The organism is Butyrivibrio sp. TB (assembly GCF_900110805.1).
In the GTDB taxonomy this organism is placed as follows: Bacteria; Bacillota; Clostridia; order Lachnospirales; family Lachnospiraceae; genus Butyrivibrio; species Butyrivibrio fibrisolvens_C.
Window position 1 is genome coordinate 40961 of sequence record NZ_FOER01000014.1, and the last position, 21454, is coordinate 62414.

Annotated in this window: 15 protein-coding genes; 2 read left to right on the plus strand and 13 right to left on the minus strand. The window is 39.8% G+C overall.

The window, feature by feature from the left end; translation table 11 throughout:
* Positions 1-374: 374 nt before the first annotated feature.
* The 3 genes from BMX21_RS10605 to BMX21_RS10615 all read right to left on the minus strand — a co-directional run bounded on the left by BMX21_RS10605 (position 375) and on the right by BMX21_RS10615 (position 5835).
* On the minus strand, positions 375-1622 hold the full coding sequence (locus BMX21_RS10605; RefSeq protein ID WP_022754331.1) for an AfsR/SARP family transcriptional regulator: 1248 nt from the start codon (positions 1620-1622) through the stop codon (positions 375-377).
* Between the two features lie 836 nt (positions 1623-2458).
* Entirely contained in the window at positions 2459-3298 is an 840-nt protein-coding gene (locus BMX21_RS10610) for a formate/nitrite transporter family protein (RefSeq protein ID WP_092044064.1), read from the minus strand.
* 140 nt (positions 3299-3438) lie between these two features.
* The gene (locus BMX21_RS10615; protein WP_177174001.1) at positions 3439-5835 is read right to left on the minus strand and encodes a glycoside hydrolase family 127 protein; all 2397 of its coding nucleotides are present in this window, start codon (positions 5833-5835) and stop codon (positions 3439-3441) included.
* Between the two features lie 1144 nt (positions 5836-6979).
* Here BMX21_RS10615 and BMX21_RS10620 point away from each other — a divergent pair.
* The gene (locus BMX21_RS10620) at positions 6980-7855 is read left to right on the plus strand and encodes an AraC family transcriptional regulator (RefSeq protein WP_177174002.1); all 876 of its coding nucleotides are present in this window, start codon (positions 6980-6982) and stop codon (positions 7853-7855) included.
* Positions 7856-7862: 7 nt separating this feature from the next.
* Here the strand turns inward: BMX21_RS10620 and BMX21_RS10625 are convergent, their stop codons facing one another.
* The 5 genes from BMX21_RS10625 to BMX21_RS10645 form a co-directional block, all read right to left on the minus strand.
* A complete protein-coding gene (locus BMX21_RS10625) occupies positions 7863-8822 on the minus strand; it encodes a PfkB family carbohydrate kinase (RefSeq protein ID WP_027216861.1) in 960 nt (319 codons plus the stop codon).
* Positions 8823-8944: 122 nt separating this feature from the next.
* Positions 8945-10423 carry a glycoside hydrolase family 32 protein gene (locus tag BMX21_RS10630; protein WP_092044072.1) on the minus strand — a complete coding sequence of 493 codons (1479 nt, stop codon included), beginning with the start codon at positions 10421-10423 and terminating at the stop codon, positions 8945-8947.
* Positions 10424-10629: 206 nt separating this feature from the next.
* Entirely contained in the window at positions 10630-12297 is a 1668-nt protein-coding gene (locus BMX21_RS10635; RefSeq protein WP_022754336.1) for an extracellular solute-binding protein, read from the minus strand.
* 21 nt (positions 12298-12318) lie between these two features.
* Positions 12319-13239 carry a carbohydrate ABC transporter permease gene (locus tag BMX21_RS10640; RefSeq protein WP_022758515.1) on the minus strand — a complete coding sequence of 307 codons (921 nt, stop codon included), beginning with the start codon at positions 13237-13239 and terminating at the stop codon, positions 12319-12321.
* Position 13240: 1 nt separating this feature from the next.
* Entirely contained in the window at positions 13241-14158 is a 918-nt protein-coding gene (locus BMX21_RS10645; protein WP_022754338.1) for an ABC transporter permease, read from the minus strand.
* Between the two features lie 443 nt (positions 14159-14601).
* Between BMX21_RS10645 and BMX21_RS10650 the strand changes: the two genes are divergently transcribed.
* On the plus strand, positions 14602-15588 hold the full coding sequence (locus BMX21_RS10650; RefSeq protein WP_092044075.1) for a LacI family DNA-binding transcriptional regulator: 987 nt from the start codon (positions 14602-14604) through the stop codon (positions 15586-15588).
* 235 nt (positions 15589-15823) lie between these two features.
* On the opposite strand, the gene BMX21_RS10655 is transcribed toward BMX21_RS10650, so the two are convergent.
* The 5 genes from BMX21_RS10655 to BMX21_RS10675 form a co-directional block, all read right to left on the minus strand.
* Positions 15824-17461, minus strand: a complete 1638-nt coding sequence (locus BMX21_RS10655) for a hypothetical protein (RefSeq protein ID WP_143057243.1) — start codon at positions 17459-17461, stop codon at positions 15824-15826.
* A 67-nt stretch (positions 17462-17528) separates the two neighbouring features.
* Positions 17529-18560: a hypothetical protein gene (locus BMX21_RS10660; protein WP_092044080.1), complete on the minus strand. Its 1032-nt coding sequence runs from the start codon at positions 18558-18560 to the stop codon at positions 17529-17531.
* Positions 18561-18670: 110 nt separating this feature from the next.
* Positions 18671-20320: a hypothetical protein gene (locus BMX21_RS10665; RefSeq protein WP_092044082.1), complete on the minus strand. Its 1650-nt coding sequence runs from the start codon at positions 20318-20320 to the stop codon at positions 18671-18673.
* Between the two features lie 100 nt (positions 20321-20420).
* Positions 20421-20756 carry a DUF1622 domain-containing protein gene (locus BMX21_RS10670; RefSeq protein ID WP_092044084.1) on the minus strand — a complete coding sequence of 112 codons (336 nt, stop codon included), beginning with the start codon at positions 20754-20756 and terminating at the stop codon, positions 20421-20423.
* A 14-nt stretch (positions 20757-20770) separates the two neighbouring features.
* Positions 20771-21325 carry a hypothetical protein gene (locus tag BMX21_RS10675; RefSeq protein ID WP_092044086.1) on the minus strand — a complete coding sequence of 185 codons (555 nt, stop codon included), beginning with the start codon at positions 21323-21325 and terminating at the stop codon, positions 20771-20773.
* Positions 21326-21454 lie beyond the last annotated feature (129 nt).

Consider the following 21454-nt stretch of genomic DNA (forward strand, 5'->3'; position numbering starts at 1 on the left):
AGATGTCGGAACAGAGCTTGTCACTATGATCAAAAGCTCTATTATCTTTACAAGTCCGAGAGCCTTTCTTTTGGCTCGAAAAAAGGTACACAACCCCGTGTACCTAACTTTCCCCTAACTATAGGATAATATAACATAAAGAAAACGCCATGTCATTGGCATTTGTGATAAAAGTAAACTTTTTTTGATAAATTTTTTGTAAATTTTAATAAAAGATGAACAAATTATGAACGCCGCTCTATTTGCAGTAATAAAGCGGCGCCCGGCTATCATTAAAAAATAGATTATTGGAGCAAATTACCAAATACAATATCTTCTGATTCCGTATTGCGATAAACTCTAAAACTCATCCTATTATATAGGTAAGAACACGATCATCTTGCCTGATCTTCAAGTTCTGCCGGAAGCTCAGCAAGCGATACAACACTATATTTAAAGTCAGCTCTTGAACCGGCAATCTCTTTGAGTCTCTTGTTGATACGGCGGTAGATGATATCACAGTCTTCCTGACTTGTTCCTACAAGAAGTATAAGGAACTGGCTGTTGGAATACTTGGTAAAAGTATCTCCCTGACGAAGTGTGTCATGTATCGCTTCCCAAAGAGCCTGGCTTCTGGCACGAAGCTTGTCCTGATTGCGTATCATCTTGCCTTCATAATCGACCAGAGTACACAGCATCATAAATACTGAATATCCGGTTCTTTCCATATTTCTTGAAAGGATGTGATAAGCATCGATAAAGCTTGGATACGAGCAGTCATATGCACCCTCATCTTCTGAAACTTCTACAGATCTTCTGTCCTGAGTCATCTCAGCCTGTATCTGATGAATCTGTCCGGGAGCATTGTCAATCTTAGCGCTCATCTTATGATACACATCAAGGAGCTTCTCCGGAATTGGAAGACCAAGTTCAGTAGTATAGTATGCTACTGTGTTGTCATACACTCTTAAAGCATTCTTGTAATCGCCCTTAGCTATAAGTGTCTGGATCTGGCCAACCTGCCAATCGTTCTCAGGATAGATCTCTGCTGCGCGTCCATAGATGTGATAGGCTTCTTCATATTCTTTCTTAGAAAGGATATACTCGCCAAGCCAAGATACCACTTCATCATACATCTTGCGAAGTGCAACGCTCTCCATGATAACCCATGTCTCTGTGGACAGAGCAGGAAGAAGCTCTCCCTGATAGAGGTTGAAAGCTTTATTAAAATATTCAAATTTAAGTTCAGGATCCTGCGTATCATGACCCTTTCTGTAATTGTCTTTAAAATCAAGAGCGTCAACCCATACAGGTACAGCAGGGTCAATTATAAACATCTTCTTATGCTTCTTGACATAACTCTGCGCAGGAAGACCAGCAGCTACCATCTGCTTACGCATCTGATAAAGAAGATTGTTGAAACTGTTACTGATGTTAAGAGTCTCTTCTTCACCATAGAGCGCAGAAATAAGCTCATCCTTATAAACGCCCTTATCTCCCTGAAGCCACACTATCTGCAATAGCTGAGTAAACTTCGATGCGTTATTACGCCCCGGAGTTACTTCTTTACCATCATAGACAAGAGAAAACTTCCCCAAGAGCCGTACCTGTAATACTTTTTCATCCACTTTGGTCTGTTCCATATTCAAGTCCTTCCCCTACAACACCCTTCGAATAAGAATAATATCTGATGCACGAAAAACATCGTTTTATCATAATTTCAATCATAATTAGTATATCACATTTTAGTTAATCATCATATTTTCATCAAAAAGTTTTTTTAAGATGTTTTTTTATAATGATACTGTAAGCACTTACATTATCCGTCTAACACATTGATACGTCAGTAAAATGCAGTGATTTAGGTTTATATAAACCGTAAGCTCCACTTGGACGGACCGGAATCACCAAATTCTTCACAGAAGCAGGCAGTATATAAATCATTACCGCGCTGTTAATTGTTTTATGAATTCATGGCATGATATCTGTAGCTTTTTATTCTGGGGTCCGAAACTCGCTTACGCTCAGACATGCGGACCCCTGGCAGAATAAAAAACTCCAGCTATCACGCTCATGAATTCTATAAAACGATTAAAAAGCGTGGTAATGATTTATATACTGCCTGCTCCTGTGAAGAATTTGGTGATTCCGGTCCGTCCAAGTGGTAGTTTTAGTTATAATTTCATGGCATGATATATATTCTGCCCTTATGTGGTCATTTGCTTTCATTGCTTCCTGCAAGAATACGGTAATGCCCAAGCCAAGGATTACAATTAAAAAATTCAGAGCAAACTTCGCTTTTTTATAAACAAAAACTCTCTGCAGAATTATCTCATTAGTAGATAAGACTGTAGAGAGCTTAATTATATAGTTATGTTTTCTTGAACGTAAATTACAGAAACACGCATTTACTGCGTGTTTCGTGATTCAATGAATCGGTTGGTAAATAGGCCCAATGCCGAAGGCATTCTCAATTGGCTTATTTACTGCACTTTTTGCAGTGTACGAGGTAACAGGGAAGACCTACAAATATCATACCGCCAAGGATATTGCCTATGGTTACGGGTATCTGGTTAGAGATAAAACCGCCGATGGAGAGCTTTGAAAGCTGCTCTGCGGTAATTCCGTATGCTTCCTGAGCTTTCTGTACATATGTCTCGTTCATGGAAGCCATGATGCCAACTGGGATATAGAACATATTGGCAACGCAGTGTTCGAAGCCGCCTACAACGAAAGCCATGATCGGGAAGAATATAGCCCATACCTTGCCGCCTATGTCCTTGGATGCTGTTCCCATAAGGATAGCTGCACATACAAGGATATTGCAGAGGATTCCGGATGTAATGCCTTTTACAGGTGTGATTGTGCATTTGCCAAGAGCTACTTTAATAGAATATGCTCCAAGAAGACCTGATGAATAGTCAAGGTTACCGGAAAAATATGTAAGAGCTGCAATTATAACTGCGCCTACAAGGTTGGAAAGCCAGATGATGCAGAGGTCTCTTACAACCTTGCCCCAAGAAAATCTGTGATCCATAGCTCCCATAGATGTAAGACAGTTACCTGTAAATAGCTCACCACCTATGAAGGTTATAAGCATAAGTCCTACAGGGAAGATAATACCTGATACAAATCTTGAAAGGCCTACATTGCTGATATTATGAGCTGCAGTTGAACTTGTAGCTCCTCCAAGAGCTATAAATGCTCCTGCCATTATGCCAAGAATGATCATCTTTATAATAGGAAGATTTACCTTGGTCTCGCCGCCTTTAATATTAGTTTCAATTACCTGAACCGGTGAATTAAATAAATTGTCCATTGTGTGTTATTCTCTCCTCGTTAAAAAAATCACACAACATTATATCAGATATTCCGCCCTTTTCATATATATTTCTTGGATAAAACTTCTCGCTTAGACGGGCGGTGCAGCAGCCCTAGTGAGAGTTTATCCTTAGATAATTATCTTATAGTTACAAAGTCTGTGATTCTTGCAGATTCTATGTCTTTATCACCTTCAAAGCGTACAGGCACTACAAGGTATTCTTTGTCATAAGCAGTTACTCTCTGAGCTTTCTTAAGGAGTTCTTCCGGTATCTGTGTCTCGATGGTATACTTAGAAACCTTGTTGTCTTCAACATACTTAGTATGATCGAGGATCTTATCGAATATTACTTCGTCAGCTACAGATATGGTGAGTTTCTTGCCATCGTCTTCTGTAAGTACGGTTACGCCCAGGCTGCATGGTCTCCATGGTGCTACTATCATGCGGTAGGTGAAGCTTCCTCCTGGTGTAGCCTTTCTGCTTGTGATAGGGCTTGTAGTTCCGATACTTCCGTTATCCTGCATGTCATGAAGGTCATCATTTTCATACTGGCCGTAGCCTGCCTCTATCATGTCAAGGATATTGGCTTTATCTCCTCTTCCCTTGGCAAGGTCATCGCGTCTTTCGCTATCTGTCATGTAATAGAAATAGATACCGTAACGGTGTCTGTATTTAAGGAAGTGTGGGGAAAAGATATAATCGCAGCCGCAGACTTTAAAAGCAGCCTTACAACCAGCAGCAATAACAGGCTTAACATAATCTGTTATATTATCAGCAATATCCTTAGCGCTCTTGCCATCAGGAATAATGATATATTCAGACTCTACTATCTTGTCTGCAGGTATAGTTACGTCAACACCTGTTGTTGTAGTATTAAGATCCTTATCTCCAAGATCAGCAGACAGTACGTAAGGTCCGTAGCAAAGAGCCATAGCTCTATTTTCATCAGGAAGAGACTGAGCATATAACTTCATAGGAAGTCTTATGATTACAACATCTCCCTTCTGAAGGTCATCCTTAATTACTGCAAATCCGTTTTCAATGTCAAAAGATGCTTTGCTTCCATTTACTGTGATCTCCATGTCTCCATCAAGCCAGTATGGGATCCTTAGTGCAAGTTTCTTTAGATTATCAGAATCTCCTGAAAGTATGATCTTAGCAGTGTCTTTATCAAGAAGATCCGCATCAAATGTATATACTATTTCTTTATCATCTTTTCCTTTAGTATATAGTTTGGAACCCATATACAGTCCGATATAGACCTTATCATCATCTTCATAATAGAAGCTGTCGCCAAGCTTGGTGAAGTTCTCCATGCCTGTTCCTGTGCAGCACCAGAACTTATTGAATCTCTCACCGTAGGTCTTGAAATAACCTGTAGCCATAGGCTGGAAGTAAGTAGTCATACCTGTCTCAGGGTTCTGTGATGACAGTATTGAATTGATGAAGGTCTTCTCATAATAATCAAGGTATTTGACATCGCCTGTTACTTCGAAGAGGACCTTTGCAAGTTTGAGCATATTGTAGGTGTTGCAGGTCTCATTGTTGGCATTAGTGCGCTCTGCATCCAAAACCTTATCAAGTCCGAAATGCTCCCACTCGCTGTTACCGCCTGTAACATAGGTATGCTTATTAACAACCATGTCAAAAAAGACTTCTGCAAACTTAAGATACTGAGTTGCATCTACGACTTCTCCGTCTACGGTCCTGCCATGAACATATAAGTATCTTGCGATAGCTCCAAGGAATTTGGGAATTGTTGTATTGGCATGAAGGCCGTCAAGGGCATTGGGCGCACCTGCTTCTATCCTCTTAAAAAGCTTGTCCTGATCAAAGAAGTGTGCAGCCTTGGCATATCTATCCTCACCTGTAAAGCTATACAAAAGGTATAAAGCATCATTCATTCCGCCGTACTCTGTTGAGGTAACAATCTCATTAAGCTCTTGTCCCCAGGATGATGCTCTGTTGTAGGTCCAATCACCGATGCCCTTGGCAAGAGTAAGTGCATCACTACTTCCTGTAAATCTGTAAACATCAAGAATACCTGCAAGGATCTTGTGCATGGTATACCACGGAACCCATGCCTGAGTTATGATATGGGTCTGGCATCTTTCTACATTATCAAACTGCACTTCAACATTATCACGGTCCAGAATAGCTGCGCCAAAGATGAATCCTTCCTTTCCTTTGGAATTCTTCTGGCACTCTAGAAGGGATGTGATAATATAATCAATTTTATCCTTGATGATCTTTCTTACTTCTGAAGATGCGCATGGATTGGCATAGCTCTGCGCAAGTGCTGTGAGATAATGCCCCATTGTATGTCCGCCGATGAGCATATTCTCCCAGCCTTCATATCTTACTGCTCCCTTCATATCAATGCCTGCTGTATCTCTAAAGCCGGCAAGCATTCTGTCATCATCTATAGAAAGCAGATAATCAATCTCTTTCTCAAAAGCATTGACCATATACTGGTCTGTAACCGTAACATTCTCAAGTCCAATGTTCCTTATTTTAAGTATAGTATCTGACATTTGCACCTCCATAAGTTATAGACTAAATACTTCTCCCTTGGATACCTCAGCGTCTTTGAAGACTTCGCCGAGGTACGTGGCCCCGGACATGCAGAATATAAATCATTTCCACGCTGTTAATTGTTTTATAATTCATGGCATGATATCTGGAGAATTTTATTCCGGGGTCTGAAACTCGCTTCGCTCAAACATGCAGACCCCTAACAGAATAAAATTCTCCATCTATCACGCTCATGAATTCTATAAAACAATTAAAAGCATGTAAATGATTTATATTCTGCATGTCCGGAGCCACGTACCTCCTAAAAGTTTTCGAGGATACTACTCTCCCAAGCGGAAAGTAATAGTAATTGTAATAAATCCAATACTTCTCGCATTCATACTTCTGCGAGAAGCTAATGGTGATAATTTCGTAAGCACATAAAACATAACACATACATTTTTTAGTAAAAATAGCAAAGTGCTATTTTAGGTGTCATTTTTTCTCTATTTACAAAATGACACCTAAAGCATATATTTAAAATAACAATAAGAGAAAAAACATAGATCAAAATGAAGTTTTCCAAATATAATAAACGCCTAAAAAATGTGTAAATACATCGTTATATGCCGCTTAATCAGAATTAGCATCTAGAAAAATGCGGCTTATAAAATAAATAATATGCTTAAATAGGTGTCATTTTGTCAGATTTAGTGTTCTAACTACACTTATCTCGTATTATGCACATGTATTCTGGATTTATACATTACAATACAAAATGCTATTTAATTATGGTGTTCTTTTTTACAACATAAGCTTCCCAATTAGATGGTGCAGTATGCTCAAAGGCTTTACTGGGGTAGGCAGAATATAAATCAGTGCCACGCTTTTTAATTGTTTTTTTAAATTTATGAGCATGATAGATGAAGTTTTTTATTCTGCCCGGGGTCCGCATGTTTGAGCTTTAGCGAGTTTCGGACCCCAGAATAAAAAATTTCAGATATCATGCCATAAATTAAAAAACAATTAAAAGCGCGGCATTGATTTATATTCTGCCTGCCTCAGTAAAGCCTTTGAGCATACTGCACCGTCTAATCGGGAAGCTTCACCACAAAAAATCTCGTAGCCATCAGGTTATGGAAGACACCTACCATGGAGGTTTTTATGAAGCTTATTCCTTTAGCTTTATATTCGCAATATTCATATCACTATACCGGGAAGTTCAAGGCTCTTTCTTCGGAATGGCAGCATAATAAGACTTCCCTTAAGGATTATGAGCTTATAATCATGACAGAAGGAGAATTATACCTTAGATATAATGGGCATAACTATACTGTTAAAAAAGGCGAGTATCTCCTCCTTCCTCCATCAAGTGAAGGGTATAGAGAAGGTTTTAAGAAGGCCTACTGCTCTTTTTACTGGATGCACTTTGCAACTGAGCATAGCAGCAAGGTTCCTTATGAGATAAGTTCAGGAAGTCCGAAGATCAAAGAAATAGATACGTCCAAATACGGCTTCATCCCACAAAGCGGGGCCATAGCTTCGCCTGAACGTATCCTTGTAATGATGAAACAGCTTCAGGATATGGTCAAAAATAACTATCCTACCGTCTCACTTAACGCCATGGTGACAAGTATCATGATGGAATTATATGGAGAGATAACTGTCGGAGCGCCATCCACCAGTGATCCTGCCGCCAAGAAGCAGATATATATGGATATCATCGACTATATCCAGACTAATATATCCAAAAATATAAAGATTGCAGAGATAGCAGATGCCTTTGGCTATAATCCAAAATATCTGTCACATCTGTTTGTAGAAATAAGGAATATACCTCTTAAGCAGTTCATAATAAGCCAGAAGATGGATGCAGCTAATTTTATGCTGGCTGATAATGACAAAACCGTATCTCAGATAGCATCTGATCTGGGTTTTTCAGATGTACATAACTTTGCAAGAGCATACAAAAAGTATACAGGACTCACTCCAAGCGAATACAGAAATGCCTTTGCCAAGCGCATGCTCTTCCATGTATGATTCCTTGTTATGAACACGCAAGCTTTTCAACTTCTTCCTTAGTAGGCATGACCTTAAGCGCGCCTTTTCTGGTGGTTATTATAGATGCTGCAGCATTGGCAAATGTCAGCATCTCTTTAAGATCATCTTCTGTAAGACCATCAAGTCCCTGCTCGAGGATATAATTGAGCACACATGCTCCAAAGGTATCGCCTGCTCCTGTAGTTTCGATAGTATTCTTATTAACAAAACCAGGTACTGATACAATCTTATCCCCATAATAAGCTCTGCTTCCGTCTTTGCCCATAGTGACTGTGATAAGCTTAGGATTAAACTGTTTTCTAAGCTCTTCTACGCCTTCATCAAAGTCCTCTTTGCCTGTAAACCATATGATCTCGTTGTCAGAGATCTTTAAGATATCGCACTGCTTCATGCCTTTAGATATCTCTTCTTTGGCATGATCAAGGCTATCCCACAAAGGTTCGCGAAGGTTTGGATCAAAGCTTATGATAGCGCCGCTTTCTTTAGCTACTTCTATAGCCTTGAAGGTCGCCTCTTCGCAGCACTTGCTGGTCATAGACAGACTTCCGTAGTGGAAGATCCTGCAATTTCTAACAAGGTCGAGATTGAGCTCATCTACTGTGAGCATCATATCAGCTCCGGGATTTCTGTAAAAAGAGAAATCTCTGTCTCCATCCTCGTAGGTATGAACGAAGGCAAGTGTTGTATTAACATTATCATCAACAACAAGGCCGGAATCGTCAATGCCAACGCTCCTTATAGCTTCTGTGAGCTGTTTTCCAAATATGTCTTTTCCCACCTTACCAATATATGCTGTAGATTTAGAAAGGCCTGAAAGCATGGACAGAACATTACATACAGCTCCGCCGGGATTAGCTTCCATAATAGGATTGCCCTGAGCGCTTATTCCATTTTCTGTAAAATCTATTAGTAATTCTCCTAACGCTACTACATCTACCTTCTCCATAACTATCCTTTCTATCGGCCAAATTCACAACCCATATTCGTAAAATCGTTTTTTATTTAAAAATGATCAACCCAAACATAATCGTCTATTTACAGATGATTATGTACAACATATCAGACTTTTTATTTTTCAAGGCTATACTTTTCTATATCTATAAGAGCCTCACCATCAGATACAAAGCTGATGACATCAAATGACTGATCATTGTATACATCTATAGTCATTGCATACTTGCCGCCATTTATAAATACTTCTGCGCTGTACTTATCCAAGATAATACGAAGTTCTATCTCGCCGCCCTTATTATCTACGCTGCAGCTTGTCTTATTAACGATAGCTCTTCTTACTCCTGCAAATTCACGGCTAAGTGTCACCATAGACTCATGTGTGTTGTACTTTACAAACGCATAATTGTTATCTTTCTGGAAGAACCTGACTTCAAAATTGTCATATACCTTGCCTTCTGAAGGTCTTACTTTAACAGTAAGATCAAGTTTTCTTCCATTTAAGATCTCAGCGCTATACTCTCCGTTAAGCTTCATGTTAAGTACAGAGATAAGATCACCTCTAAGACTCTCTATCTCTTTGGCAGGAACCTGATAGAGTCTTCCATCTCTTACAGTAACTTCCCTTGGGATAGACATCTGGCCGCACCACAGATCAGAGGGAGTATAGTTATTGCAGGTATCCCAGTTCTGCATCCAGCCTATCATTATACGTCTGCCATCAGCTAATGTGATAGTCTGAGGTGCATAATAATCGATACCATTATCTATGCACTGGTTATTCTCAACCTCGAAATCGCTGTCTTCTCCATCCCAGTTACCTATAAGGCAGAGAGTTCCATTGCCGCTATTGTATCTGCCCGGAATAGCTTCCATATCCTGAGGGCTTGTAAGAAGAACCCATTTTCCATCCTGGAGAAAGAAATCCGGGCATTCCCACATCTTACCAAATGAATTTTTATTCTGTGCTATGATACGTACAAATTCCCATTTAAAGCCGTCTGCGCTCTTATAAAGGAGCATCTGGCCGCTTGTATCACTGCTTCTGTTACCAACAAGGCAATAGATAAGGCCATCCTTGCCTTCAAAAAGCCTTGGATCTCTAAAATCTATATGACTACCGCCCTCCGGAACATCTTCTGATGTGAGGACCGGATTATTTTCGTATTTGACATAATTTACACCGTCACCAACTGCAACGCACTGAGTCTGGCATTCTGTCTTGTTGCCATTTTCATCGACAGTTTCTGAAACACCGGTGTACATAATGAGATGACGACCATCAGAGAGTTCAATTGCACTTCCGGAAAAGCATCCTCTCTTGTCATACTCCATGTCCGGAGCAAGAACTACAGGAAGATATTCCCAATGAAGCAGGTCACTGCTTACAGCATGTCCCCAGTGCATAGGTCCCCAATGATTATCATAAGGATGATACTGGTAGAACATGTGGTACTGACCCTTGTAATAGCAAAAGCCGTTGGGATCATTCATCCAACCAACTCTTGGTGTCAAGTGAAATGAAGGTCTTAAACCTTCCATTTTACTTTCGTTTTCTTTTTCATATTCGCGTGCTTTGTTAAGTATATCTTCCATGTATATTCCCTTTATTACTTGTTCAAACATTTTTCGTGTTTTGATATATCTGATATTGATAAATAAAAAAGCCTGGACAGCTTCAAAAAAACATCTAACAGTATTTGGGGCTTCGCATTATCGCGAAGCCCGCAATCTACCTATTCTAATTCATATTTGTTTTCGGGCAAGTTTAAATCGAAATGTCTTTTGCCCCTTACGTCATATTATTCTGCATAGAATGCATCAAGATACTTCTGATAGATTGAAAGATACTCTTCAAGTCCGTAAGAATTAAGCTCTTCGATATAAGCATCCCAATCAGCATCTGTAAATCCATTCATGATCCAGTCAGCTTTGTGGCTGTTGATGCACTTTGTAACATCAGCAGAAAGATCAGAAAGCCTCTTGGTATCAGCTTCAGACATGAATACGTTAGGATATACATACTTAGTGTTCATATCAGGTGTGTAGATATCCTTGATCCAGTCAAGTCTGTACTGAGCATCATCAGGACATGTTACATATACACCATAGTACTCATCAAGGATTGCAAGAGGTCCGCCAACGCACTCAGCTTCTCTTACTTCTACAGGAGATGCATCACCAAGAGGTGCGTGCTTGAGCATCTTCTCGCCCTTGTCGTTAGTTCCAAGTTCGAAGATATCGAACTCATCGTCTTCACCATAAGTACCCCAGTTGTTCTGTGGAGACTGGAATGGATCATACATAAGATCAAGCCAAGCACATACAAGTGCAGGATTCTTAGCAACGGATGTAACTACGCATCTGCCTCTGTCAAAACCACTTGTGAATGAACCGTTCTGAGGAGTGATGTTTCTGGTATCAGCTGTAAGAGCCGGAAGTGGTACCCAGTCTTCAAGGTTGTCGATATTAGCAACGTCCCAGCTAAAGCATACACCGTATCTTCCGGATTTACCCTTAGATACATATGTTGACCATTCCTGAGTGAATGCTTCTGAATCGATAAGGCCTTCATCATATAACTTATGAAGCCATGCAATACCATCTTTGTAACCCATCTGTGTTGATGAGCAGATTACTTTAAGATCATCTGTAACTGCGATGTGACGGCCTCTGTCGGCATCACCATAGCCTTCGCCAAAACCATTGATAAGGATTGCAGGATCCTGGTCACCATCATTAACGATACAAGACATAGGAATGATGCTTCCGTCAATGTTAAATTCCTTCTGAATAGCATCAGCATTGTCTCTGAATGCGATAAGTACCTGTTCGAACTCGTCTACTGTTGTAGGCATCTCAAGTCCAAGGAAATCAAGCCACTTTTTGTTGATAAAGCTCATATCACCAACAGTCTGGATAGCTGTCTTCTCAGATCCAAGCTGCTCGATCCATGGAAGTGCCCAGATATGACCGTTCTCATCTTCGCACATAGTGCGGTACTCAGGATATTTGTCAAATACAGCCTTAAGGTTAGGCATGTAAGCATCGATATAGTCCTCTAAGGATATGATAGCCCCCTGCTTAGCATACTTAAGAAGGTCACTGTCACTAAAACCTGCTGAAAATACGAAATCTGTAAGAGTCTTAACATTGGACATCTCAAGTGAGATCTTATCACCCCACTGATCAGACTGAATTGCTGTCCACTGAATCTCTACATTGGTCTGCTCCTGAAGACGCTTGAAAATAGTTCTGTTATTAGGATCAGACTCTGTGTTTGCAGGATAGCTGATAGTACCTGTAAGTGTAGTCTTCTCGGCAAGTGGGAATGTAAGCTCAGAAGCATCAACCTGCTGGAACTCTCCTCCACCTACCTGCGCACCGGATTTGCCGCATGCGCTGGCGCCAAATGCCATACACATAGTCAGCGCCGTAGCAATAACTCTTTTTGCATTACTCTTTCTCATTTTCCCTCTCCTTTTTTGCTATTATCCTTTTACTGCACCTGCCATGATTCCGTTTTCAAAATACTTCTGGAAGAACGGGTACATGACGATAAGTGGCAGACTGGAAACAATAATTGTTGAGTACTTAAGTAGCTCAGCGAGCTGTGCTCTTGCTGCTGTACTCTGCATATCAGAGATCATTCCCGATTCCGGCTGGTTCTGGATGAGAATAGATCTAAGTACAAGCTGAAGTGGCTGCTTGGAAACGTCATTGATATAGATCATGGCATCGAAATAGCTGTTCCACATTCCTACAAACTGCCAAAGGGCAAGTGTTGCAATGATCGGCACACATACCGGAAGAAGTATCTTGAAGAAGTATGTAAGATCAGATGCTCCATCAACTTCTGCAGCCTCTCTAAGTTCTGCAGGCACATTCTGGAAATATGTTCTTGCTACTATCATGTTCCATACATTGAATGATCCGGGAAGTATAACAGCCCACATAGTATCAAGAAGTCCAAGATCACTTATAAGAAGGTATGTAGGAATAAGACCTCCACCAAAAAACATAGTTATGATGAAAATAGTATTGAAGAACTTTTTCCCTACAAAATCAGGTCTTGACATAGGATATGCCGCAAGCAGTGTTATGAATACAGACAGTGCTGAAAACAGTACAGAATAAATAACTGCATTCTTAAAACCTACCCAGATCTGGTTATTGCTCAATACTCTTTCATATGCTGTCAGAGTCCACTTGTCGAACTCAAAGGTTATACCCTTATTCTGAAGGGTTATAGGATCCATAAAGGATGCTACGATTATGTATATGATAGGAAGGATTATCGCTACAAGGAAAAGTGCAAGCAGGGCATATCCTGTTATAAGTAAAGACTTATCTGCACCTGAATATCTTGCAAATTCGCTTTTCTTTTTAAGCTGTGCTTTTACTGTGCTCATATTAGATTCCCCTTCCTTCATTCATCTTCTTAACAACCTGATTCATTGAAATAAGAAGAATAATATTTATTACAGTATTGAAAAGACCTACTGCAGTAGAAAAACCATAATCTCCGTCAAGAAGACCTTTCTTATATACATATGTAGAAATAATCTCAGATGAAGCAAGGTTAAGATCAGTCTGAAGAGCATAAGCCTTCTCAAATCCGATACTCATGATATTACCAACGCTCATGATGAACTGGATAAGAACTATATCCTTAATAGCAGGCCACTCAACAACCTTGATCTGCTGAAGAATATTGGCACCGTCTATCTTGGCAGCCTCTCTAAGATCCTGGCTCGCATTGGAAAGTGCTGCTGTGTACATGATGGATGCCCATCCTGCTCCCTGCCAGATACCACTTGCTATATAGATGGTTCTGAACGCTTCAGGCATAGTCATGAAGTTGATGCTTGAATGGAAGAACAGATTCACAGGGCCTGTTACTGACAGAAGGATACGAACGATACCGCACAGTACGATAACTGATACGAAGTTAGGCATATACAGAACAAGCTGTATGTTCTTCTTCATCCTGACGCTTGTAATCCTGTTAAGAAGAAGTGCAAGTATAATAGGAACCGGGAATCCCCATAAAAGTCCATACACACTAAGTTTTAAGGTATTGATCAGATATGTCATAAAATCGGGAGATGATAAGAATCTGTTAAAATGAGCAAATCCAACCCACTCACTTCCCCATATACCTCTAAATGGGTTATATTCCGTAAAGGCAATCATGATTCCGCCCATAGGAACATATTTGAAGATGATAGTCAGTACAAAGGCCGGCATCATAAAAAATACATATAACTGCCAATGGCGCTTTATATAGTTTAGCTTGCTACGAAAATCAACTGCTACTTTTTCTTTCATACAACCTCCCTAATAGCAATTAGCCAGGTATCATAGAATTACTTTTGATAAGCAATATCCTGGTCAGATTATTTTATACAAGATAAAATACCGGATCTGCCGATCTGCCTATGAAACGTTTTTTACATGAAACGTTTTTTGATGTAACTATGGTATACTCCATTTGTGTTATACACGTCAATAGTTTTTGCTAAATGGTTGTTAATTTTGTTGCTTTTGTAGATTCTAAAATGTAAATTTTGTAAAAAAAGACAACCACGAAACGTTTCATGAAATTTGTAATTCATTTCATTATGTGCTATATTTTTTCATGAACCAAAATAAGCAAAGATATATTTACCCCATTCAAACAATCATCTAGTATAACTATCAAGCCCAGTAATTGTGCGGGATCTGTGCACCTGACATTAAATCGCCGCTACAAAACAGGCTCGGAGGATTTCATGAACAAAAAGAGAAATATACCTACTATAAAAGATGTCGCCAAAGAAGCCGGTGTATCACTTGGAACAGTATCCAAGGTCATAAACGGTAAGCCAACAGGTGAAGAATATGTAAGGAAAGTCAATGCAGCCATCAAAAAGCTCGACTATCATGTAAACAGTTATGCGCAAGGGCTTAAGGCCAGCAAGACTTATACGGTTGCGGTCCTTCTTCCAAACACCTATACTCCATTTTTCGGTGACCTTGCGCACTATATTAATATCGAACTTCAAAAGCGTAATTACAGGATGCTTCTATGCTGTTCTGACTATGACAGAAGGCATGAACAGGACTATATAGACATGGTCCTTCAGAATAAGGTTGACGGGATCATAGCACTTACCTATAATCCAAATCTTCAGATACCGGATGATGTTCCTTTTGTATCTATCGATAGAATCATAGCTCCAAACATCCCATGCGTAGCCAGTGACAACTTCGCCGGTGGTCACCTTGCTGCCGAGATACTTGCAAGTAAAGGGTGTAAAAAGCTGGCCTTCCTGCGAAAGGGATCAAATCTTGATAATGAGCCCAATAAAAGAAGGGGCGGTTTTGAAAACGGCTGCATGTTAAAGGGACTTGAATATGAAATGAAGATAATAGACGATGCAGACAGTGACGAAGAATTCCTCAAATTCTTAAAGAGTCATATTCATAATGGTAAGCTTGATTTTGACGGAATGTTCTGCGTTACAGATTCTATAGTTTATGATGTTGTTAAATTCCTAAAGGGGCTTGATATCAGGGTTCCGGAAGATGTGCAGATCATTGGTTTTGACGGTGTCAGGATTCATGGCAACAAGGACTATACTTGCTCTTCTATAGCTCAGCCCACTGACAAGATCGCAGAGATGTGCGTAGAACTGCTATTACAGGACAGCATGAGCATCAAGCCTCCGCTTGTATGCCTTCCCGTAAGCTTCGTAGAGGGCGGCACCACCAAATAACTGCGGCCGCCCAAACTTCGCACTTTCCAAACATACACTACTCCTTGCAGCTGTGCCGACGAGGGATGTTTATAAAGTCTTTTCGCGTCTTGAAGTTGTTATAAATTCAGGGCATGATATCTGGAGCATTATATTCTAGGGGCCGAAACTCGCTTCGCGGGGACATGCGGCCCCTATGCAGAATATAATACTCCATCTATCATAAAGTTTGATTATCCTTTATTTGATTACCCTTTTATTCATCTTCCGTCAGGTATTCACTGCCGAACTCATATATTTCATCAGTAAGGCCTATTTCCTGCCTTCTTTCTTCAAGTTTTTCTTCATGTTCATTTTTAGATATAGCAGTAATACCGGCCTTTTCACACTCCGTCCTTACTATTTCATATGGATTATCAGGATCATCAGGATCGTCAGGAAGCTCATTACTATCTTCATCAAGTATATAGAAATAGTAATAGTCATATCCATCGCCTTCGTCAAATGATATCTCTTCACTATAGATATATGCTGCATCCGGAATATCAAATGTAAGATCCACAGAAGAACCGTCTATATAAGGTGATACACTAAAGGTTCCATCACCATCATAATCATCATAGCCTTCTTCCCACTCTTCATACCACAGCTTGTACTGACCATCAGCATCTACAAATCCGGTATAACCTCCATGAGAAGTTGCCCCGCCAGATCCATAAGAATAAATCATACCGTTATAGCATATGCGTGTCTGACATCTGCTCCAGCTGTCACCAAAATAGCAAATCTTAAGACTTCCATCAATATTTTTGATCACCATATCAAAACTAAATTCGGTGTCAAAAGATATGCTTACAACCATCTCGTAATCATCATCAAGACCGCAATCTATATACGTATCAGTGACACTTTCAACCTTCCATCCTTCAGAATACTGATCTGCTGACGTAAGGTTACCTGTGATATCATCAAGAGTATACTTTTCTCCATCAGAAAGGACCAAAGAAGGTTCGATATACTGGCCCTTATCGCCTTCGATGTCATAAATAGCCTTTTCATTTCCATCAAGGAAAGCCTGATACAACGTAGAAGACTCATCATCAAGATCTATATAACCCTTATCTCTTGGCGCCATAATGGTTTCATATTCAGCTTCGGCGTCAGTATAATCGGATTTAAGGTTCCACTTGCCATCTTGATAATAGATAATCTTATGTGATTCCTCATAGACCATTCCATCAACTTTACCAAATGATGTAAGCTCAAGTCCGTTCACAGTCGCATCTGTAGCATAATCAATAGTTACATCTGTGATCTGGCAGTCATATAAAACGTCATCTTCTACGCCTTCTATTCCGCTAACCGGAAAGAGCTGTGATACCTGACCATCATCAAATGTATAAGCATATATGATGTTGTATTCTGTAGCTGTATTGGCAAAATATGAACTGATAATGTAATCATCCGTTCCATCATTATCAAGATCAACCATCTTAAGGTCTTTAATCTTATAATCTGAGCTGATTTCGAAGGTCTGAGCACTTCCATCACTCATGTTAAAATAAACTTTATTATCTTCATCGCTATTTCCTGTAGGATCATACAAATCGTCCCATGTAACTGAGTCTACAAGAAGATCTTCGCTGCTCTTTTCTTCAGAACTGCTGTCTTTTGTACTATCATCAGCACTTGCATCTTTGGCAGCTTCATCATCTGCATCTTTTTCATTTGTGCTGATCTCTTCATCAGACTGATCTGAATTCTTATTACCTAATGCCAGCTGACTAGAGCTGCATCCTGATAAAAGCATGGCAATAAGAAAACTTGAAATAAGGCGATACTTTTTTCTATAGATTGAATTATTCATCATTATCCCCGACTTAAATTTTTTCATACGCTAATATCTTATCATTACCATGTTGTCAAACAGCCCACTGACAATTACCTGTGGACTGTTTGTATTAATCTATGTTCAGAAGATTCACAGTCATTCCCTTATCGTCTTCCGACTTTCTGACCGTCACATCACCAGTACAGGCATTGAAGTCAAAAAACAGATCAACATCTCTGTCGGTACTCATATGAATACAGTATATATTTTCATTTTCTGAAGGCAGATTTTCTATTTCATATTTGAATTCAAACTGGTTATCAGGCAGATCTCCGGTCAGGCTGTACAGTTTGTGGGATAATATCTCATCCTTCGCATCATCTTCACTAAAGAGCGGCACATTGCCATCTCCACCATCCACTGATTCCATAACTATTTTTTCAAAAGATCCTATGTTCCTTGAATTCGTGTTCTTTTTAAAGTAAGCCCTGCTGATGACACCTTTTTTCAAAGTATCTGTCCACATCACACAGGTCTGAATATACTCATCCGCAGTTTCATCATATCCGGAGTTGGTAATATCGTATTGACAGTAGCCATCACCTTCTCCTATAAACTCATGCATATCAGAAGATGCTCCGGTTCCATTCACACCATATGTCGAAATCATATATTCAATTCCGTCATCATCGGTATAACCTATCATATCCTGTGCTATGGAACGCAGATCATCATCGCTTATACTGTAAACACCGTCATCGCCGTAATGAATCCTGTCATCAGCACTGTTATGATATTCATGCAGCAAGGCACCATATTTTTCCTTCGACAGATCAGCCGCAGACACCTCTATATCACTGCCTGTGTAAAATATACTCGCAAGCCGCCATGCTTCAGGATAATACGCGGAATTTTCAGAGCTTTCAGTCTCTTTGGAATTGTCCCCTTCTTCACTGATAATATCCTCTGCGCTGCTCTCTTCTAATGAGCCCGTATTCTCATTTCTGCCGTAATCCAGAACAGATTCTTCTTTTTTCAAAGTTGGCAGCTCTGTATGCACACTGCACCCTGCCATGATAGAAGATGTCAACAAAATGAGACATCCGATTACTGTCTTCTGCTTTATAAAAAGCTCATCACTTATTTTCTTATTTCTATTCATACCCATTCTCCGATCCACCATAAAGGAATTTGTGATTATGAACGAAATCCTCCCAGCCTTCCTGACCAGTTGCTCCGCTCATATGATTTTGGACCACCGTAATCACTGTTTCAAATCCCGTATTCCTTTTTCTTCTTATCTATAATTGCATTCACCTCATCCTCAGATGTAATCTGAATACCTTTTTCTGCACACTCGCTGCTGATCCTGGTCAGATATTCATCATCACCGTCCTGTAATTTTGGTGAATAATATATTTCACCGTCTATGTCATACACGTACATGAGAACCTTTTCACTGTTAAATGCCAGTTCACATCCATCTGGTATATACTGCTTAAATGACTCTGCACCTACTATGTTGCAGTCATAGATGTGATGAGTAATACCGTTTGCATCAATTACAAGGAGACTTTCCATCATATGATCTGCACCGGAACTCCCTTCTGTTCTTATGCATCCTTTTTCATCTACAAAAAGTGTACTTCTTGAACTGCTCTGGCCTACAAGCAGCATATACAGATGTCCATCGCTGTATTTGACTACAATATCAGTCTCGACAGGTTCAATCCCCTTATCAGATGATATAGCTATGCACATTTCCTTATCGCCGTCATTTCCGCAGTCAATACTCACACTCTCATTTGATGCTTCTCCGGAGTACTTATCACAGAGCTCCTGCAGTGTGTATTTATCACCATACACATATTCAAAATCCCCATTCACTGCAGTCAGTTCATATGCACATCTTACGGATGTCTCATTTCTCATAAATGCATCATATGCTTCTTCTGCAGTTGCATAAACATTGTCAGCAGCTTCCGGGGATACCGGATTTGCAAAAATCCCCTCTCCGTTCTGCTTTTTCTGCAGAAATGAACGCATTTTCTCATCATATCCGTTGTCTGCCTCTTTCAGGTATGCAATAACATCATCCACCGAATCTGCTTTTTGAAAAGAAACAGTTTCTTCTGTCATTTTCTGATAATGCTCAAATTCGTCACTGGTTATATTTTTATCATCCAGCTTATATTCAGATGTGCTCGTCTTATAATCGATCCTGTGAAGTACACTGCCGTATGTATTATGATAAGAACCTGTTCTGAAATATACCGACTGCTCTGTATCTTTATCCACAGCTATGTCATATACTGTATCACCATCAGAATTCACATAACTGTAATCTGTTATGAAACCTTCTGTACTAATGTTTTGGCATCCGCGATTAAAAACATTTTCAAAAACAGTACATACTTTGTCCTTCTCAGGCCAGTATCCTATTGCAGTAATATACCCTTTTCCGTCTCTGTCAGTCAGAATCAACAGTTCGTCTGTTCCATCACCTGTTATGTCCTGGCATGCATACTCCACCGTCCCTGAAAAGAGATCTTTTATACTGACATCCCTGGCATAGGAAAGCTCAGTTGTACCCTGAAGGCAGCTGATAATATGAGAATACGGCGACTCAGGATAATAATCTCCTGCCGGACTCTTCCACGGCTCGCCTGCTCCCTGCCTGTCTGATACAGATTCTGCATGCTGTGATTCTTCAGAACTGCTGTCTTTTGTACTATCATCAGCACTTGCATCTTTGGCAGCTTCATCATCTGCATCTTTTTCATTTGTGCTGATTTCTTCATCAGATTGGTCTAAATCCTTATTACCTAATGCCAGCTGACTAGAGCTGCATCCTGACAAAAGCATGGCAATAAGAAAACTTGAAATAAGGCGATTCTTTTTTCTATAGATTGAATTATTCATCGTTTCCCTCAACTTATTTTTTCATATACTGATATATTATCATTATCATTTTGATATATAAGCTATAAAGATCATTATGTTTACAGTAAAGTTTCAAGGACTATTTTTCATTCTGAGCGATCTCATTCTTGATCTCCCAGTGGATCAGGAATGTGAGTACGCCTCTAAGGAGTATGATCGCGCCAAGGATTCCAAGCTCAGACCACTCTCTTACGACAACAGTTCTAAGAACCTCTCCGCCAAGCTTGAATTCAAGAGCAAGAGCAATGCCCTGAGCAAGGTGGAGTCTTATATTGTCATCTTTTTTGAGCCATTCTATGAAGCTCTTTATGGCAGTAAAGACAAGGATTATGACACCGAACAGCTCCATTATGATAGTACACAGTTCTACAATGTAGTATAGATAATTGTCCGCAACTTCTATAACTGTTCCCATAAGGACCTCCTCAATCAAAGGTAATCATATATATTGATAGTTCCAGACTCTTCCTCCAGATCCATAAGAGGTACTACATCTACCATCCTTGTAAGTCCTGTTGACTTATTGACGTAAAAATATACAAATGATCCAGTATAGCTTCTGAATATAACAAGATACTCGGTGTCTGTCTCTTCTCCCAAATAAACGTACATGATATCAGGATTGTCCTCAGCAATGCTCCAGTCATATTCCTGATGGCAGTAATTGTCAACGCCTTGATATGCCAAGTCCTGAGTTATAGTAGTAGTGTCAGAAGATGCGGCATCTCCTGCAGATGCCGTACTTTCTATCTGGGCATCTGACTGATTGTTATCCTTATTGCTTTCTTCCTGCTTAGTGTCTTCTTGTGAGTTATTATCACCTGCAGTGCCAGTATCATCGTTATGAACTGATGCGCCTTCATCTGATGCTGTATCAGCAGATACATTCATGCTTTCACCTTTTGAAGATATCTCACTCTTCTCACCGCATCCTGAAAGGACTACGCATAGAGCAAATGCCAGTATTAAATATTTCTTTTTCATTTAAAATATGTATGTCTCCCTTTTTTAGTATCACTAATAATTGTAGCAAAGAAGAAAAAGCTGCAAAAGAGGTGAAATCTATCTGATAGATTCAGTTTTGGCTGTGTTACCATTTTTGATGATCTCAAA

Bases quoted from the DNA above. Each gene is read 5' to 3' on its own strand.
- BMX21_RS10660 (WP_092044080.1), bottom strand. From the start codon at position 18,560: ATGAATAGAAATAAGAAAATAAGTGATGAGCTTTTTATAAAGCAGAAG.
- BMX21_RS10640 (WP_022758515.1), bottom strand. From the start codon at position 13,239: ATGAGCACAGTAAAAGCACAGCTTAAAAAGAAAAGCGAATTTGCAAGA.
- BMX21_RS10665 (WP_092044082.1), bottom strand. From the start codon at position 20,320: ATGAATAATTCAATCTATAGAAAAAAGAATCGCCTTATTTCAAGTTTT.
- BMX21_RS10625 (WP_027216861.1), bottom strand. From the start codon at position 8,822: ATGGAGAAGGTAGATGTAGTAGCGTTAGGAGAATTACTAATAGATTTT.
- BMX21_RS10645 (WP_022754338.1), bottom strand. From the start codon at position 14,158: ATGAAAGAAAAAGTAGCAGTTGATTTTCGTAGCAAGCTAAACTATATA.
- BMX21_RS10635 (WP_022754336.1), bottom strand. From the start codon at position 12,297: ATGAGAAAGAGTAATGCAAAAAGAGTTATTGCTACGGCGCTGACTATG.
- BMX21_RS10615 (WP_177174001.1), bottom strand. From the start codon at position 5,835: ATGTCAGATACTATACTTAAAATAAGGAACATTGGACTTGAGAATGTT.
- BMX21_RS10670 (WP_092044084.1), bottom strand. From the start codon at position 20,756: ATGGGAACAGTTATAGAAGTTGCGGACAATTATCTATACTACATTGTA.
- BMX21_RS10650 (WP_092044075.1), top strand. From the start codon at position 14,602: ATGAACAAAAAGAGAAATATACCTACTATAAAAGATGTCGCCAAAGAA.
- BMX21_RS10620 (WP_177174002.1), top strand. From the start codon at position 6,980: ATGAAGCTTATTCCTTTAGCTTTATATTCGCAATATTCATATCACTAT.
- BMX21_RS10630 (WP_092044072.1), bottom strand. From the start codon at position 10,423: ATGGAAGATATACTTAACAAAGCACGCGAATATGAAAAAGAAAACGAA.
- BMX21_RS10610 (WP_092044064.1), bottom strand. From the start codon at position 3,298: ATGGACAATTTATTTAATTCACCGGTTCAGGTAATTGAAACTAATATT.
- BMX21_RS10675 (WP_092044086.1), bottom strand. From the start codon at position 21,325: ATGAAAAAGAAATATTTAATACTGGCATTTGCTCTATGCGTAGTCCTT.
- BMX21_RS10605 (WP_022754331.1), bottom strand. From the start codon at position 1,622: ATGGAACAGACCAAAGTGGATGAAAAAGTATTACAGGTACGGCTCTTG.
- BMX21_RS10655 (WP_143057243.1), bottom strand. From the start codon at position 17,461: ATGAAAAAATTTAAGTCGGGGATAATGATGAATAATTCAATCTATAGA.